This is a genomic window from Janibacter sp. GS2 (genome assembly GCF_051200835.1).
Classification (GTDB): domain Bacteria; phylum Actinomycetota; class Actinomycetes; order Actinomycetales; family Dermatophilaceae; genus Janibacter.
On record NZ_CP195161.1, the window covers coordinates 2,630,816 to 2,645,745 of the forward strand.

General features: G+C 70.0%; 15 protein-coding genes. 7 read left to right on the forward strand and 8 right to left on the reverse strand.

The window, feature by feature from the left end:
- Positions 1 to 7 precede the first annotated feature (7 nt).
- Positions 8 to 757: an alpha/beta fold hydrolase gene (locus ACR9E9_RS12630; protein ID WP_435198962.1), complete on the reverse strand. Its 750-nt coding sequence runs from the start codon at positions 755 to 757 to the stop codon at positions 8 to 10.
- A 5-nt stretch (positions 758 to 762) separates the two neighbouring features.
- Positions 763 to 2,169, reverse strand: coding sequence for a glycine--tRNA ligase (locus ACR9E9_RS12635; RefSeq protein WP_435198964.1), 1,407 nt, complete (start codon positions 2,167 to 2,169; stop codon positions 763 to 765).
- A gap of 60 nt (positions 2,170 to 2,229) precedes the next feature.
- On the opposite strand from ACR9E9_RS12635, the gene ACR9E9_RS12640 reads away from it, so the two are divergent.
- The 5 genes from ACR9E9_RS12640 to ACR9E9_RS12660 are packed head-to-tail and all read left to right on the forward strand — an operon-like array spanning position 2,230 to position 5,756.
- Complete coding sequence (locus tag ACR9E9_RS12640; RefSeq protein ID WP_435198966.1) at positions 2,230 to 2,538, forward strand: DUF6703 family protein; 309 nt, start codon at positions 2,230 to 2,232, stop codon at positions 2,536 to 2,538.
- Between the two features lie 38 nt (positions 2,539 to 2,576).
- A complete protein-coding gene (locus tag ACR9E9_RS12645; protein WP_435198968.1) occupies positions 2,577 to 3,527 on the forward strand; it encodes a metal ABC transporter substrate-binding protein in 951 nt (316 codons plus the stop codon).
- Positions 3,524 to 4,354 carry a metal ABC transporter ATP-binding protein gene (locus ACR9E9_RS12650; protein WP_435198970.1) on the forward strand — a complete coding sequence of 277 codons (831 nt, stop codon included), beginning with the start codon at positions 3,524 to 3,526 and terminating at the stop codon, positions 4,352 to 4,354. Before ACR9E9_RS12645 ends, ACR9E9_RS12650 begins: the two co-directional genes overlap by 4 nt.
- A complete protein-coding gene (locus ACR9E9_RS12655; protein ID WP_435198972.1) occupies positions 4,351 to 5,358 on the forward strand; it encodes a metal ABC transporter permease in 1,008 nt (335 codons plus the stop codon). The genes ACR9E9_RS12650 and ACR9E9_RS12655 overlap by 4 nt, the downstream gene beginning before the upstream one ends.
- Complete coding sequence (locus ACR9E9_RS12660; RefSeq protein WP_435198974.1) at positions 5,355 to 5,756, forward strand: Fur family transcriptional regulator; 402 nt, start codon at positions 5,355 to 5,357, stop codon at positions 5,754 to 5,756. The genes ACR9E9_RS12655 and ACR9E9_RS12660 overlap by 4 nt, the downstream gene beginning before the upstream one ends.
- A gap of 10 nt (positions 5,757 to 5,766) precedes the next feature.
- Here ACR9E9_RS12660 and ACR9E9_RS12665 read toward each other — a convergent pair whose 3' ends face one another.
- Positions 5,767 to 6,549, reverse strand: coding sequence for an isoprenyl transferase (locus tag ACR9E9_RS12665; RefSeq protein WP_435198976.1), 783 nt, complete (start codon positions 6,547 to 6,549; stop codon positions 5,767 to 5,769).
- The gene (gene recO, locus ACR9E9_RS12670) at positions 6,546 to 7,292 is read right to left on the reverse strand and encodes a DNA repair protein RecO (protein WP_435198978.1); all 747 of its coding nucleotides are present in this window, start codon (positions 7,290 to 7,292) and stop codon (positions 6,546 to 6,548) included. Before recO ends, ACR9E9_RS12665 begins: the two co-directional genes overlap by 4 nt.
- Before the next feature lie 103 nt (positions 7,293 to 7,395).
- Here recO and ACR9E9_RS12675 point away from each other — a divergent pair, with 103 nt between their 5' ends.
- Complete coding sequence (locus ACR9E9_RS12675) at positions 7,396 to 8,019, forward strand: alpha-ketoglutarate-dependent dioxygenase AlkB (protein ID WP_435198980.1); 624 nt, start codon at positions 7,396 to 7,398, stop codon at positions 8,017 to 8,019.
- A gap of 3 nt (positions 8,020 to 8,022) precedes the next feature.
- Here ACR9E9_RS12675 and leuA read toward each other — a convergent pair whose 3' ends face one another.
- A complete protein-coding gene (gene leuA / locus ACR9E9_RS12680; RefSeq protein ID WP_435198982.1) occupies positions 8,023 to 9,765 on the reverse strand; it encodes a 2-isopropylmalate synthase in 1,743 nt (580 codons plus the stop codon).
- A gap of 391 nt (positions 9,766 to 10,156) precedes the next feature.
- Between leuA and ACR9E9_RS12685 the strand changes: the two genes are divergently transcribed.
- Positions 10,157 to 10,423 carry a hypothetical protein gene (locus ACR9E9_RS12685; protein WP_435198984.1) on the forward strand — a complete coding sequence of 89 codons (267 nt, stop codon included), beginning with the start codon at positions 10,157 to 10,159 and terminating at the stop codon, positions 10,421 to 10,423.
- A gap of 54 nt (positions 10,424 to 10,477) precedes the next feature.
- Here ACR9E9_RS12685 and ACR9E9_RS12690 read toward each other — a convergent pair whose 3' ends face one another.
- From ACR9E9_RS12690 to ACR9E9_RS12700, 3 genes are all read right to left on the reverse strand, one after another.
- The gene (locus ACR9E9_RS12690) at positions 10,478 to 11,755 is read right to left on the reverse strand and encodes a DUF222 domain-containing protein (protein ID WP_435198986.1); all 1,278 of its coding nucleotides are present in this window, start codon (positions 11,753 to 11,755) and stop codon (positions 10,478 to 10,480) included.
- 230 nt (positions 11,756 to 11,985) lie between these two features.
- Positions 11,986 to 13,023: an aspartate-semialdehyde dehydrogenase gene (locus ACR9E9_RS12695; RefSeq protein WP_435198988.1), complete on the reverse strand. Its 1,038-nt coding sequence runs from the start codon at positions 13,021 to 13,023 to the stop codon at positions 11,986 to 11,988.
- Positions 13,024 to 13,102: 79 nt separating this feature from the next.
- Positions 13,103 to 14,818, reverse strand: coding sequence for a BCCT family transporter (locus tag ACR9E9_RS12700; protein WP_435198990.1), 1,716 nt, complete (start codon positions 14,816 to 14,818; stop codon positions 13,103 to 13,105).
- Positions 14,819 to 14,930: the final 112 nt, after the last annotated feature.

Consider the following 14,930-nt stretch of genomic DNA (forward strand, 5'->3'; position numbering starts at 1 on the left):
CTCGGCGTCAGGAGGGGGGCAGGGATGCGGCGAAGGAGCAGATGGCCGTCGCGATCGGCGCGGGGTGGGTCATCGGTGCGAAGTGCGTGGCCCCCGGGATGTGCACCACCTCGAGGTCGTGGCGCAGCCGCCGGGCGAGACTCTCCCCGACCCGGAACTGGTCGTACTCACCATTGATCGCGAGCACCGGTACGTCGACCTCGGACAGTCTCCGAAGATCGACCTCGTCGATGACCGCGTCCCAGGCATCCGGGATCGCGTCCAGGCCGGCTCCCCGGTCGAGAACCGCTTGCGCGGTCCGCGGGCCGATGATCCGGCGCAACGACCCGGCGTCCGACTCGCGGATCGACGCGGCCCGCCTCTCGTCCTCGAGGCCGGTGCGCAGGGCACTGCCGAAGGCCCGGTAGATCCCCGCCAGCCGCGAGGACGGCTGGGCTGTCGAGCCCATGAGCACGAGGCCGGCGAGGACTCCCGGGTGGCGCGCCGCCCACTCCATGGCGACATAGCCGCCGAGGCTGTGGCCCGCGAGGACGATGCGGTGGCGAGCAGGGTCGAGGGCCTCGACCCCCTCGCCGACGACGTCGAGGGCACCGTCGATCGTGAAGCGGGTCCGCCGCGCCTCACCGTGGCCGGGCAGATCGAGGTGATCGCAGACGAGCCGTCCGAGGAGGGCCTCCTCGAGGGGGATCCAGGACGCGGCGTTGAGCCGGCTGCCGTGGATGAGGAGCAGCCGAATCGGGCCCGTCGCCCCGGTCATGTCGATCAGGAGCCGAGCAGCTTCGGGGCGAGGTAGCTCTCGACCTGGTCGATCGAGACGCGCTCCTGCGCCATCGAGTCACGCTCGCGGATCGTCACCGCGTTGTCCTCGAGGGTGTCGAAGTCGACCGTGATGCAGAAGGGGGTGCCGATCTCGTCCTGACGGCGGTACCGCTTGCCGATGGCCTGCGCGTCGTCGAACTCGACATTCCAGTTCTTGCGCAGCTGCGCCGCCAGGTCGCGGGCCTTCGGGGAGAGGTCGGCGTTGCGCGACAGCGGCAGCACGGCCGCCTTGACGGGCGCCAGCCGGTGGTCGAGGCGCAGGACGGTGCGCTTGTCCACGCCCCCCTTCGCATTGGGTGCCTCGTCCTCGGCGTAGGCGTCGACGAGGAAGGTCATGATCGAGCGGGAGAGACCGGCCGCCGGCTCGATGACGTAGGGCGTGTACTTCTCGTCGTTCGCCTGGTCGAAGAAGGACAGGTCCGTGCCGGAGTGCTTGCTGTGGCTGCTCAGGTCGAAGTCGGTGCGGTTGGCGATGCCCTCGAGCTCACCCCACTCGGTGCCGGCGAAGTTGAAGCGGTACTCGATGTCGACGGTGCGCTTGGCGTAGTGGCTCAGCTTCTCGCTCGGGTGCTCGAAGTGCCGCAGGTTGTCCGGGTTGATCCCGAGATCGATGTACCACTGCGTCCGCTCCGCGAGCCAGTACTCGTGCCACTCCTCGTCCTCGCCCGGCTTGACGAAGAACTCCATCTCCATCTGCTCGAACTCACGCGTGCGGAAGATGAAGTTCCCCGGGGTGATCTCGTTGCGGAAGGACTTGCCCGTCTGCGCGATGCCGAAGGGCGGCTTCTTGCGGGAGGTCTGCAGGACGTTGTTGAAGTTGATGAAGATGCCCTGGGCGGTCTCGGGGCGCAGGTAGTGCAGCCCCGACTCGTCCTCGATGACCCCGAGGTGGGTCTTGAGCATCATGTTGAACTCGCGGGCCTCGGTCCACTGGCCGCGGGTGCCGCAGTCCGGGCAGGCGATCTCGCTCATCGGCACGTCGTCCGGGTCGACGGTCTCGCCCTTCTTCGCCGCCTTGTCGGCCACGGCCTCCTGCAGGTGGTCCTGGCGGTGCCGCTTGTGGCAGTTGCGGCACTCGGTCAGCGGGTCGGTGAACGTGCCGACGTGGCCGGAGGCGACCCAGGTCTCGCGCGGCAGGATGATCGAGGAGTCGAGGCCGACGACGTCGTCGCGACCGGTGACCATCGACCGCCACCACTGGCGCTTGATGTTCTCCTTCAGCTCGACGCCCAGGGGCCCGTAGTCCCACGCCGACCTCGTCCCGCCATAGATCTCGCCGCAGGGAAAGACGAAGCCCCTGCGCTTGCACAGGTTGACGACGGTGTCCACGGTGGAGGTCTGCTTGGCCATGTGGGAGAGGCTATCCGGGACGCTGTCGAGGAACCGCATCGGGCCACCTACCCTGTGGGGGTGTCGACACCCCCACAGCCTCGCCCCGAACCCGTCGCGACGAATGCCTTCGAGCGCGCCAGCCTGCCGGCAACTCGCTTCCTCGCCGGGCTGCCCCCGTTCGTCCCGGTGCTCCTCGTCTTCGCGCTCGTCGTCCTCGGCGGGTTCCTCGGATCCTGGGGAGCGATCCCCCTCGGGGTCGTCGTCCTCTTCCTCGCGTGGATGCTCGCCCTGAGCTGGCCCCGCCTGCGGCCGAGCGAGCGGCTGATGCGCGTCGCGGTCATCGCCCTCGTCCTCGCGTTGACGGTCGCCAAGGCCATCCCGCGCTGAATTGACAACGATTCTCATCTCTTGTGAGAATCGTTCTCATGACCCTCTCTCGAGCCCTTCTCGCCTCGTCCGCTCTCGCGCTCGCCGTCTCGGCGTGCGGATCGGGAGACGACTCGACCGGCGCCGAAGGCAAGGTCACGGTCGCCACCACCTTCTACCCGCTCGAATACGCCGCGAGCCAGGTCGGGGGTGAGTACGTCGACGTCTCGAACCTCACCCGGCCGGGAGCCGAGCCACACGACCTCGAGCTCACCCCCCAGCAGACCGCTGAGGTGAGTCGGGCCGACCAGCTCGTCTACCTCGCCGGGTTCCAGCCCGCCATCGACGACGCGGTCAAGGACGTGGGGGACAACGCCTTCGATGTTTCGGACGCGGCACAGCTCGACATCGGGGCCCCGGACGAGGAGGCAGAGCCGGGCGACGACCACGGCCACGGCCACGGCCACGGCGAGGGTCACGACGACGGTGGCCAGGACCCGCACTTCTGGCTCGATCCGATCCGGTACGGCAAGGTCGCCGACGCCATTGCCGAGCAGCTGGCCGAGACGGACCCGGACCACGCCGCCGACTACCGCGCCAACGCCAAGGCTTTCACCGACGAGCTCTCCGATCTCGACTCCGAGCTGAAGTCCGGACTCGAGGACTGCACGCAGCCGGACCTCGTCACCGGACACGCTGCCTTCGCGTACTTCGCCGACCGGTACGGATTCCACCAGGTCTCCGTCTCGGGAGTCACCCCTGATGCCGAGCCGAGCCCCTCGGAGATGGCCGACCTCATCGCGTACGTCAAGGAGAAGCAGGTCTCCACCGTCTACGCTGAGACTCTCGTCCCGAGCGACCTCGCCGACACCATCGCCCGTGACGGTGGTGCACAGGTCGCCGTGCTCGACCCGATCGAGGGGATCACCGACGAGTCTGCCGGCTCCGACTACTTCGAGGTCATGCGCAGCAACCTCGCCACCGTGCAAGAGGGACAGGAGTGCACGTGAACCACGCCGACGACCCCACCGGAGCGGAGGTCGCCTCCGCGGGGGCGGTCATCGAGCTGCGAGGGGCCTCCTTCGGCTACGCGGGCCGCACCGTCGTCACCGGCGTCGACCTGACGATCGCCCGGGGCGAGGTCGTCGCCGTGCTCGGCCCCAACGGGTCCGGCAAGTCCACCCTTGTCAAGGGCCTCGTCGGCCTTGCCGAGCAGCACGGCGGCAGCGCGCGCGTGCTCGGCGCGCCGACCGGATCGCGCGCCGCTCGCGCGGCCATCGGCTACGTGCCGCAGCGGCACACCCTCGCCTCGGCCGTCAGGGCCACCGCCGCAGAGATCGTCACCATGGGCCGCACCGTGCGCACTCCCTGGTGGGCGCCCTGGCGCATCCGCTCGGTCGACAACCGGGCACAGGTCGCCGAGAGCCTGTCCGTCGTCGGCCTCGGCGATCTCGGCGACCACGACGTGGCCACCCTCTCAGGAGGCCAGCAGCGCCGGGTGCTCATCGCCCGGGCGCTCGCCAGCCGGCCCGAGGTCTTCCTCATGGACGAGCCGACCGCCGGCGTCGATCAGGGGCACCAGCAGGTCCTCGGCGCAGTGATGCGCCGCCTCGTCGAGCGCGGCGCGACCCTCGTCGTCGTCACCCACGAGCTCGGTCCGCTCGCCGACCTCGTCACCCGGGCAGTCGTCGTTCGCGGCGGCGGGCTCGCCTACGACGGCCCACCCCGGGGGGTCGATGCGCTGGACGTGACGAAGGCCCACCACGCGAACGAGGACGCACCGGCCCCCTCCTCCGTCCCGACGACGATGCTGCCGACGAAGGGGGGCCCCCGATGATCGACCTGTTCAGCCTGGAGTTCATGCGCAACTCCCTCATCGCCGCCCTGCTCGTCGGCGCCTCGGCGCCACTGGTCGGGGTCTTCCTCGTCCAACGTGGGATGTCGCTCATCGGCGACGGGATGGGCCACGTCGCCCTCGCTGGCGTCGGCATCGGCGTGCTGACGGGCAGTTCCCCCGTGCTCACCGCGCTCATCGTCGTCGTCCTCGCCGCCGTGGCGATCGAGCTGCTGCGCCACTGGGGGCGTACCGGGGGCGACCTCGCCCTGGCGGTGATGTTCTACGGCGGCATCGCTGCGGGCGTCGTCACCATGGCCAAGGCGCCCCAAGGATCCTCGACCAACCTGCAGGGCTACCTCTTCGGCGCCCTCAACACGGTGTCGCGAAGCGACCTCATCGCCTTCGCCGTCCTCGCCGCCGTCGTCCTCGTCACCGTGCTCGTGTTGCGCGAGCGACTCTTCGCGGTGGCCCAGGACGAGGAGTACGCGCGCGCCTCGGGGCTGCCGGTCCTCGCGACGAACATCCTGCTGGCGGTGCTCACCGGGGTCACCGTCGTCATCTCGATGCGGGTCATCGGCCTGTTGCTCATCAGCGCGCTGATGATCCTGCCCAACGCCACCGGGCAGCACCTCGGTCGCTCCTTCCGCGGCAGCCTCGCGTGGGCGGTCCTCGTCGGCCTGGTCACGAGTGCCGGTGGGGTGGTGACGAGCTTCTACGCCAATACCCCGTCGGGCGCGACAATCGTGCTGCTGGCCATCACCGCCTTCGTCCTGTCAGCTGGTGGCGCGGGCCTCGTACAGGCGCTGCGCCACCGTCGGCACCGCGCGGCCGAGGCACACGAGCACGTGCACTGGGAGGAGTGCGGCCACGAGGTCCTCCTCCACGGGGACCACGTCGACTACCTCCACGACGGCCACCGGCACGCCCGCCACGGGGACCACTGGGACGAGCACGACCCCGACCACCCGGAGCCCCGGTCCACTCTCGAAGGGAGCCAGCGGTGAACGACATCCGCACCCGCCGCCCCACGAAGCAGCGCACCGCCATCGAGGCCGACCTGGAGCGCTACGAGGAGTTCCGCTCGGCGCAGGAGATCCACGCGAGCCTCCATGCCCGCGGCGACAAGATCGGCCTGGCGACGGTCTACAGGACCCTGCAGGCGATGGTCGAGGAGGACCTCGTCGACACCCTGCGCACCGGCGACGGGGAGCAGGCCTTCCGTCGGTGCAGCACCGGGCACCACCACCACCTGGTCTGCCGCGACTGCGGCCGCACGGTGGAGATCGAGGGCCCTGCCGTCGAGCGGTGGGCGGCCTCGGTCAGTGCCGCCCACGGCTTCACCGACGTCGCCCACACCCTGGAGCTCTTCGGCCGGTGCGCACCGTGCGGCGCCGAGGGCTGACCCCCGTTCGTCAGCCCGTCGTCGGAGCGTCCACGGCTCCGCCGTACCGGCGATCGCGGCGCGCGTAGGTCTCGATGGCCTCCCAGAGGTGACGGCGGTCGTAGTCCGGCCACAACGTGTCCTGGAAGACCATCTCCGCGTAGGCGGCCTGCCACAGCAGGAAGTTGCTCGTGCGTTGCTCACCGGAGCTGCGCAGGAAAAGGTCGACGTCGGGCATGTCCGGCTCGCTGAGGTAGCGGGCGATCGTCCGCTCGTCGATGCGCGAGCCCTTGAGGCGACCGGCCGTGACGTCCTGGGCGATGCCCCTGACGGCATCGGCGATCTCCGCCCGTCCGCCGTAGTTGACGCAGAAGTACAGCGTCATCGCGTCGTTGTCCCGGGTCATCTCCTGCGCGGTCTCGAGCTCCTTGATGACCGAGCCCCACAGCTTGGGCCGACGCCCGACCCAGCGCATGCGCACCCCCCAGGAGTGCAGCTGGTCGCGTCGGCGGCGGATGACGTCCCGGTTGAAGCCCATGAGGAAGCGCACCTCGTCCGGGGACCGGCGCCAGTTCTCCGTCGAGAAGGCGTAGGTCGACAGGTGGGTCACGCCGATGTCGAGCGCGCCGGCGACGACATCGAGCAGGGCGCCCTCCCCCGCCTCGTGGCCCTTGGTCCGCGCCAGCCCCCGCTGGTTGGCCCACCGGCCGTTGCCGTCCATGACGATCGCGACGTGCCCGGGCACGAGGTCGGCGGGTACCGGTGGCGGCGTGGCGCCGCTCGGGTGGGCGAAGGGGGTGGCGTAGCGACTCATCCGGTCCTCTGCGGTGGGGTGCGATCGACGTGACGAAGGGAGAGCACCCCGCGCTCGAGGTGCCACTGGAGGAAGGCCGAGGTCAGACCCGACCCCTCGCGGCGGTGCCGCTCGAGGGAGCCGTCGGCGAGGACCCAGTCACCGGCGAGCAGCGCGGCCAGCAGGTCGAGGGTCTCCGGCGCGGGCGCCAGGGCTCCGGGGATGCGGCAGCTGCGGCACAGCACCCCGCCGGAGGCGACGTGGAAGGAGCGGTGCGGCCCCTGCTCCCCGCAGCGGGCGCAGTCGTGGAAGCTCGGCGCCCACCCGGCGACCGCGAGGGCGCGCAACAGGTAGGCATCGAGCACGAGCTCGGGTGCGTGGTCGGCCTGGGCCAGCGAGCGCAGCGCACCGGCGAGCAGGAGGTACTGCTGCACGGCCGGCTCGTGCTCCTCGGTGAGCCGGTCGGCCGTCTCGAGGATCGCCGCCGCGGCGGTCCAGCGGCGGTAGTCGCGGGCGAGGACGTCGCCCCAGGCGTCGAGCGACTCGGTCTGCGTCACCGTGTCGAGGTTGCGCCCCTCGTAGCACTGGAGGTCCACGTGCATCCCGGGCTCGAGACGGGCGCCGAACTTCGAGCGGGTGCGGCGGACCCCCTTCGCCACGGTGCGGATCTTGCCGCGCCCGCGGGTGAGCACGGTGATGATCCGGTCGGCCTCACCCAGCTTGTGGGTGCGCAGCACGACCCCGGACTCGCGGTAGAGGGGCATGGGGTCATTCTCAGCCATCGGCTGCGCGATTCCCAGCGACACGCACCCCCACACCGAGTGCAAGGCCTCGAACAGGCGTTCGACGCCCTGCTACGCTCGAGGCATGCAGGCGCTCCAGTCCTCGCTCTTCGACACGGCCGAGACCCCCACGCTCGGTGACCTCGACCGACGGCACCGCCGCTTCCTCGACGAGTCCTCATGGCTCGACCTCGTCCCCGGTTGGGCCTGCGGCACCGACGACGTGCTCGACACGCTGCTGCACGAGGTCCCGTGGCGCGCGGAGCGTCGGCAGATGTACGACTCCGTCGTCGACGTGCCACGACTGACGTGCTTCTACGAGGGTGACGATGCGCTCCCCGATCCACTCCTGGACGAGATGCGCCGGCGACTGTCCGCGCAGTACGCCCAAGAACTGGGCGAGCCCTTCGTCACCGCGGGACTGTGCCTCTACCGTCACGGCAGCGACTCCGTCGCCTGGCACGGCGATCGGATCGGCCGCAGCCGGGACGAGGACACGATGGTCGCGATCGTCTCCCTCGGGTCGGCCCGCCACCTCGCCCTGCGGCCGCGGGACGGCGGTGCCTCCCAGCGGGTCTCGCTCGGGCACGGAGACCTCGTCGTCATGGGTGGCGCGTGCCAGCGCACCTGGGACCACGCTGTGCCCAAGACGAGTGCCGCGGTGGGACCACGCGTGTCGATCCAGTTCCGCGTCGCCGGGGTGCGCTGAGCCTCACCCCTCGGTGGCGGCGTCCCGCTCGGCGCGGTTGACCGCGGAGAGGATCGCGCGCAGCGAGGCCTTGACGATCGAGTCGTGCAGGCCGACGCCCCACAGGACCCGCTCGCCGACGGCGCACTCGACGTAGGCGGCGGCGCGTGCGTCGCCACCGGCGGACAGCGCGTGCTCGGCGTAGTCGAGCACACGCACGTCGATGCCCAGGGGCGCGAGGGCGTCGAGGAAGGCGGCGATCGGGCCGTTGCCGCTGCCGGAGATCGGGACCTCCCGGCCGTGGTCGAGGATGTGGCCCTCGATGCGGTCGAGCCCGTCGTCCTCACCGGTGAGTGTGGTGCGCACCGGCTGGAAGCGACCCCAGCCGTCCTCGTCCTCGCTGTGCAGGTACTCGTCGGAGAAGTCCTGCCACAGGGCGAGGCCGCTCAGCTCACCGCCGTCGGTGTCGGTCCGGCGCTGCACGACCGCGGAGAACTCCATCTGCAGACGCCGCGGCAGCTCCAGGCCGACCTCGGACTTGAGCAGGTAGGAGACGCCACCCTTGCCGGACTGGCTGTTGACGCGGACGACGGCCTCGTAGGAGCGGCCGATGTCGTGCGGGTCGATCGGCAGGTAGGGCACGCCCCAGTCGATGCCGTTGACGTCGGTGCCGGCTTCCTTCGCCCGGGCCTCCATGTCGTCGAAGCCCTTCTTGATCGCATCCTGGTGCGACCCGGAGAAGGCCGTGTAGACGAGGTCACCGCCCCAGGGGTGACGCGGGTGGACCGGCAGCTGGGTGCAGTGCTCGACGGTCCGACGGAGCTCGTCCATCTGGGAGAAGTCGATCTGCGGGTCGATGCCCTGGCTGAAGAGGTTCATGCCCAGCGTGACGAGGTCGACGTTGCCGGTGCGCTCACCGTTGCCGAAGAGGCACCCCTCGATGCGGTCGGCGCCGGCCAGGTAGCCGAGCTCGGCGGCGGCCACGCCCTCACCACGGTCGTTGTGGGGGTGCAGGGAGAGCATGATCGACTCGCGCCGCTCGAGGTGGCGGCTCATCCACTCGATCGAGTCCGCGTAGACATTGGGCGAGGCCATCTCGACGGTCGCCGGCAGGTTGATGATCATCTTGTGGTCCGGCGTCGGGTCGATGACGTCGATGACCTCGTTGCAGATGCGGGCAGCGAAGTCGAGCTCGGTGCCGGTGTAGGACTCGGGCGAGTACTGGTAGTAGACGTCGGTGTCGGGGACACCCTCCTCGAGCTTCTTGCACAGGCGCGCGCCCTGCAGGGCGATGTCGACGATGCCGTCCTGGTCGGAGTTGAAGACGACGCGACGCTGGAGCACCGAGGTCGAGTTGTAGAAGTGGACGATTGCCTGTCGGCTGCCGGCGATGGCGTCGAAGGTCTTCTCGATGAGGTGGTCGCGGCACTGGGTGAGCACCTGGATCGTCACGTCGTCGGGGATGTGGCCCCCGTCGATGAGCTCACGGCAGAAGTTGTAGTCGGTCTCGCTCGCGCTGGGGAACCCGACCTCGATCTCCTTGTAGCCCATCCGCACGAGCAGCTGGAACATCTGCAGCTTGCGGTCGGCGTCCATCGGGTCGATGAGTGCCTGGTTGCCATCGCGCAGGTCGACCGCGCACCAGCGCGGGGCGCGGGTCATCACCCGGTCGGGCCACGTCCGGTCCGGCAGCTCGACGCTGATCTGGTCCTGGAAGGGGACGTACTTGCGCACCGGCATCGAGGTGGGCTGCTGGGAATGGATCATGCTCTGTCCTTCGTCACGTCGGTGGTCACTGGGTCGGCACCACGAACTCCGCGACGAGGTGGCCGGTGTGTCAGGCCTCGTCGCGGCGGAGAAGGAGGAGATCCGTGCGCATGAGACCACCGTAGCGCGTCGTCGTGGCGGGGATCACGGCGGTCATATTCCGGACGGCGACTGTGAACACCATGACCACGAAGTCCTCTGAACGTCGCCACCAGGAGGCGCACGACGGCTCCGTCCTCTACCAGGAGGACATCGTCGCCTCTGCGACCCTGCGGCGAAGCGGGCCTGGATCGACGGCGGCCAGCCCGCACAGGGCTTCATCGCGGGCCTCGAGGGGCCCACCGCCGGCTTTTTCCAGAGCATCTCCGGCCCGTGGGCAGACTGGCTCTCCATGATCGGGCTCCTGGCCATCGGCGTGGCGATGATGGTCGGTGCCGGACTGAAGCTCGCCGCGTGGAGCGGCACGCTCCTGCTGGCCTTCATGTACGTCGCGCTCATCCCGATCGGCCAGGCCAACATGGGCTTCGTCAACCCGATCACCGACAGCCACTGGATCGAGGCGATCGTGCTGCTCGCCGCGGCCTACGGCCTCGCCGGTGACACCTGGGGCGTCGGTCGCTGGTGGGGCGGGATCGTCGGCAACAGCTGGTTGCGCTGAGGGAGCCCATGCCGGATGGCCCCGTCCGAGAGGGCGGGGCTCGGGGCGTGGTCGCTACCGGTGCCAGGTCACGCCGGTGTCGGTGATGGTGGCGGTGAGGTCGTGGGCGTGCACCTTCGTGTGGTGCCGCTGGCAGAGCAGGGCCGCGTTGGACACGTCGGTGCCGCCGCCGCGGGACCACCAGTCGACGTGGTGGGCGTCGCACCACTGGGCGGGCACGGTGCATCCGGGGAAGGTGCACGAGCCATCGCGCAGCCAGACGGCGCGTCGCTGTCCCGGAGTGAAGAGCCGCACGGAGCGCCCCATCTCGAGGACCTCGCCCCGCCCGCCGAGGACCACGGGCAGGATGCCGGCATCACAGGCCATCCGCCGCACGACGCTCGGCGGCAGGACCTCACCGGTCGGTGTCACGCCGCCGCCGTGGACGCCCTCGAGGAGCGTCGCCAGCGGGATCGTCACCTGCACCTGCGCCTTGTCGGTCTTCGGCGCCTCGCCGGGTGCGGACACCCCGCGGCGGACGATGTCGATGAGGGCGTCGGCTCGACGGCGGCGCGCGGGGCGATCGTCCCACTCCCCCTCGGGCCCCTTGACCGGGGCGGACAGGGCGCTGATCGCCGCGTCGATAACGGCCGCGCCCTCCGGGTCGAGGGTCAGCTTGTAGGCACTCATCCCTGCCGGTCCCGGACTCTTCACGAGCGACCGAGCGGCCTTGGCCCGCCGGTCTTCCCGCTCCAGGTCCGGCGCCGGCTTCAACAGCCTCCCGGCGTGGGTGATGGCGACAGCCAGCTCCTTCTCGGTCAGGCCCGGCACGCGCAGCCGCCCACGCCCGTCGGGCCCGGTCGGGACGACGTCGTCACAGGCCGACTCGGTCAGCGCTGCCAGGTCAGCGGCCACCATCGTCGGGTCGGCGACCGGGGCCACCTGCGCCTCGAACCGCACTAGCTGGTCGGCCGTGCCGAGCGAGCACTCCCCGGCCGCGAAGGAGGCCACCACGGAGGTCAGGCGCTCCCCCTTCGCCACCCTGAGCACACCGGAGACGTGCCGGGTCCGCGGTGACGGCGCCCGGCTGCTCTCCGCACGGGTCACCCAGTCGTGGTCGGACCACGAGGCGTCCTTCGGCAGGCCGCGGCTGACGCCCTCGCGCACGAGCGTGACCTCGGCGACGTCGAGCAGCTGGCGCAGCTCGCCCACCGCCGCGAGGCCCTCCTCGACCTCGGCGGCTCCGAGCTGCCACGCCCTCTCGCCGTCACCGCTTGCGCCCACCATCGAGCGCAGCGCGTCACGCAGCCCGGGAAGGATCCCCTGCTCGCTCCACGTCACCGTCGCCGTCATGGATCCACCATGGCACCGACCACCGACAACGCTGGCGGAACGAGTGCGTCACGCAGCACTCTTGGTGTCCGCGTGCCAAGGGCCCACCGCCTCCATCCGAGGAGATGCAGGGGGTGGCACGCGTGGCTCGCCGGTCCGGGCCGAGTCGGCTACGAGGTGACTGCGCAGCCGACCACGCTCCTGCACGCTCGCGAGGCAACTGACCGGCCCCTTCGTGCGGCTCGTGCCGCTCAGCCCTGGCGGGCGACGATCGCCTCCGCGATCTGGACCGCGTTCAGGGCCGCGCCCTTGCGCAGGTTGTCCCCGGCGACGAAGAGGGTCAGACCCTTGCCCTCGACCACGGACTGGTCGGCGCGGATGCGGCCGACGAAGACGTCGTCCTGACCGGCCGCGGCCAGCGGGTTCGGCACGTCGGTGACCGTCACGCCGTCCGCGGCCTCGAGGATGCTCGTCGCCTGCTCCGGGGTGATCTCCCGGTCGAACTCGGCGTGGATCGCCAGGGCGTGGCCGGTGAAGACCGGCACGCGCACGCACGTGCCGGAGACGCGCAGCTCGGGGGCGTGGAGGATCTTGCGCGACTCGTTGCGCAGCTTCTGCTCCTCGTCGGTCTCGAGGGTGCCATCGTCCTGGACCGCACCCGCGACGGGCACGACGTTGAAGCCGACGGGGACCTCGTAGACCTGCGGCGCGGGCAGGGTGACGGCAGAGCCGTCCAGGGCGAGGTCCTTCGGGTCGCCGGAGGCGTAGCCCGCCCGCAGCTGGCTGTCGAGCTCGACGAGGCCCTTGCCTCCGGAGCCGGAGACGGCCTGGTAGGTCGCGACGCGCAGGGCGACGAGACCGGCCGCGTCGTGCAGGGGCTTGAGCACCGGCATCGCGGCCATGGTCGTGCAGTTGGGGTTGGCGATGATCCCCTTGGGCAGGTCGTCGATGTCATCGGGGTTGACCTCGGAGACGACGAGCGGGACCTCGGGGTCCTTGCGCCACGCACTGGAGTTGTCGACGACCGTGGCGCCGGCCGCGGCGACCTTGGGCGCCCACTCCTTGCTCACGCTCCCGCCGTTGGAGAACAGCGCGATGTCCAGTCCGGAGAAGTCGGCCGTCTCGGTGTCCTCGACCGTCACCTCCTGGTCCTTCCACGGCAGGGTCGACCCGGCGGACCGTGCTGAGGCGAAGTAGCGGATCGAGGTGACGGGGAAGTTCCGCTCCTCGAGCAGCGCCCGCATGACGTTTCCGACCTGGCCGGTGGCTCCAAAGACTCCGATGTGCATGACCCAAGGATAGGCGTCGGGGCCCGAACCCCCAATCGGGTTCGGGCCCCGGACGAGCCTGTCCGCGATACGGACGCGGTCAGGAGTCCCGGCGCTCCCGTCGGGTCACCGATCGGATGAAGTCGGTGAGGTCTGCCTTGACCTCCCGCGTGATCGACCGGCGGAATCGGCGACGGCGTCCGTGGACGATCTCACCGTGCTCCTCGATCAGTGCCTTGGCCGTACCCCACGCCATGAAGATCATGACGATGCTGAAGGGCGCGGCGATGAGGATGGCCATCGTCTGCAGTGCCGACAGTCCGGTGCCTCCGGCACCGCCGACGACGATCAGGGCCGCAGCGACCGTGCCCTCGAGCGTGGCCCACATGACGCGGCTCCACACCGGCGGGTTGGCGTTTCCGCCCGAGGCCAGCATGTCGACGACGAATGACCCGGAGTCCGAGCTGGTGACGAAGAAGACGATGACGAGGAACATCGCGACGATGCTCAGCAACGTCGAGGCCGGCAACCCGTCGAGCATCTGGAAGAGCGCGAGGTCCGTGGACACGGCGCCCTCCTTGTCGATGATGCCCCCCGCACCGAAGATCTCCCGGTGCAGGCCGGAACCGCCGAAGACGGAGAACCACAGCATCCCGACGAGCGTCGGCACGAGCAGGACGCCGGCGACGAACTCACGCACCGTGCGCCCCCGGGAGATGCGGGCGATGAAGACCCCGACGAAGGGGGACCAGCTGATCCACCAGCCCCAGTAGAAGGTCGTCCAGCCGGACAGCCACGTCCGACCGTCCCCACCCTGGAAGGCGAAGGTCCGGAAGGCCAGCTTGAAGAAGTTCTGCAGGTAGGAGCCGATCTGCTGGACGAAGTCTCCGAGGAGGAAGCTCGTCGGACCGAGGACGAGCACGACGAGCAGGAGGGCCCCGGCGACGAGCATGTTGGTGTTGGACAGGATCTTGATGCCCTTGTCCACGCCGCTGGCCACCGAGACGACGGCGATGGCGGTGATGCCGATGATCAGGAGGACGAGCAGCAGCGTCGAGACGCTTCCCGTCTCCTCCGAGACCTCCGCGATCCCCAGGTGTCCCAGGCCGGCGCCGACCTGGGAGACCCCGAAGCCGAGGGAGGTCGCGACACCGAAGAGGGTGCCGAGGATCGCGAGGACATCGATGAAGTCACCAAGAAGGCCCTTGACCCGGTCGCCGAAGATCGGCTCGAGCGCCCAGCGGATCGACACCGGGCGCTTCTTGCGGTGCACGGCGTACGCGACGGCCAGGCCGACCACGACATAGATCGCCCACGCGTGCAGCCCCCAGTGGAGGAAGGTGGTGTCCATGGCCTCGCGCGCACGCGCCGCCTCGCTCCCCCCGGTGCCCGGGGGCGGCGTGGCGTAGTGGTTCAGCGGTTCGGCCACGCCCCAGAAGACCAGACCGATACCCATCCCGGCCGCAAAGAGCATCGCGAACCATGACGGCATCGAGTACTCCGGGTCCTCTTCCGGGTCGCCGAGCACGATGCTGCCCATCGGGGAGACCGCGATCCAGATCGACCAGAAGACGAATCCTGCGACGATGACGACGTAGAACCAGCCCAGCTGCCCGATGATCGTGTCGTTGGCCTTGCCGAGCACCGAGTCGAGCTGCTTCGGCCAGATCAGGGCAATCCCGACGAAGAGGACGAGGAGCACCACCGAGGGCCAGAAGACCCGGGGTGCCGGGATGATCTTCCCCTGCGGGGGCTCGACGGGGGGTTCCGACCGTGGCGGGGGTGACTCTTGTGTCGACGTGATGTCGGTTGTCATACTTGAATCGGCCGCTGCCGGCGGCCATCCTCGCAATCTGGTTCGTGGCGTGTCCGCCAGCCATCCTGCACACCAGAACTCGGATCACAAAAAGGATCGACACCCGTCCGGG

Coding starts and splice junctions, on each gene's coding strand:
- ACR9E9_RS12665 (WP_435198976.1), bottom strand. CDS start 6,549: ATGAGTCGCTACGCCACCCCCTTCGCCCACCCGAGCGGCGCCACGCCG.
- ACR9E9_RS12655 (WP_435198972.1), top strand. CDS start 4,351: ATGATCGACCTGTTCAGCCTGGAGTTCATGCGCAACTCCCTCATCGCC.
- ACR9E9_RS12645 (WP_435198968.1), top strand. CDS start 2,577: ATGACCCTCTCTCGAGCCCTTCTCGCCTCGTCCGCTCTCGCGCTCGCC.
- recO (WP_435198978.1), bottom strand. CDS start 7,292: ATGCCCCTCTACCGCGAGTCCGGGGTCGTGCTGCGCACCCACAAGCTG.
- ACR9E9_RS12690 (WP_435198986.1), bottom strand. CDS start 11,755: ATGACGGCGACGGTGACGTGGAGCGAGCAGGGGATCCTTCCCGGGCTG.
- ACR9E9_RS12630 (WP_435198962.1), bottom strand. CDS start 757: ATGACCGGGGCGACGGGCCCGATTCGGCTGCTCCTCATCCACGGCAGC.
- ACR9E9_RS12685 (WP_435198984.1), top strand. CDS start 10,157: ATGATCGGGCTCCTGGCCATCGGCGTGGCGATGATGGTCGGTGCCGGA.
- leuA (WP_435198982.1), bottom strand. CDS start 9,765: ATGATCCATTCCCAGCAGCCCACCTCGATGCCGGTGCGCAAGTACGTC.
- ACR9E9_RS12635 (WP_435198964.1), bottom strand. CDS start 2,169: ATGGCCAAGCAGACCTCCACCGTGGACACCGTCGTCAACCTGTGCAAG.
- ACR9E9_RS12675 (WP_435198980.1), top strand. CDS start 7,396: ATGCAGGCGCTCCAGTCCTCGCTCTTCGACACGGCCGAGACCCCCACG.
- ACR9E9_RS12700 (WP_435198990.1), bottom strand. CDS start 14,818: ATGACAACCGACATCACGTCGACACAAGAGTCACCCCCGCCACGGTCG.
- ACR9E9_RS12695 (WP_435198988.1), bottom strand. CDS start 13,023: ATGCACATCGGAGTCTTTGGAGCCACCGGCCAGGTCGGAAACGTCATG.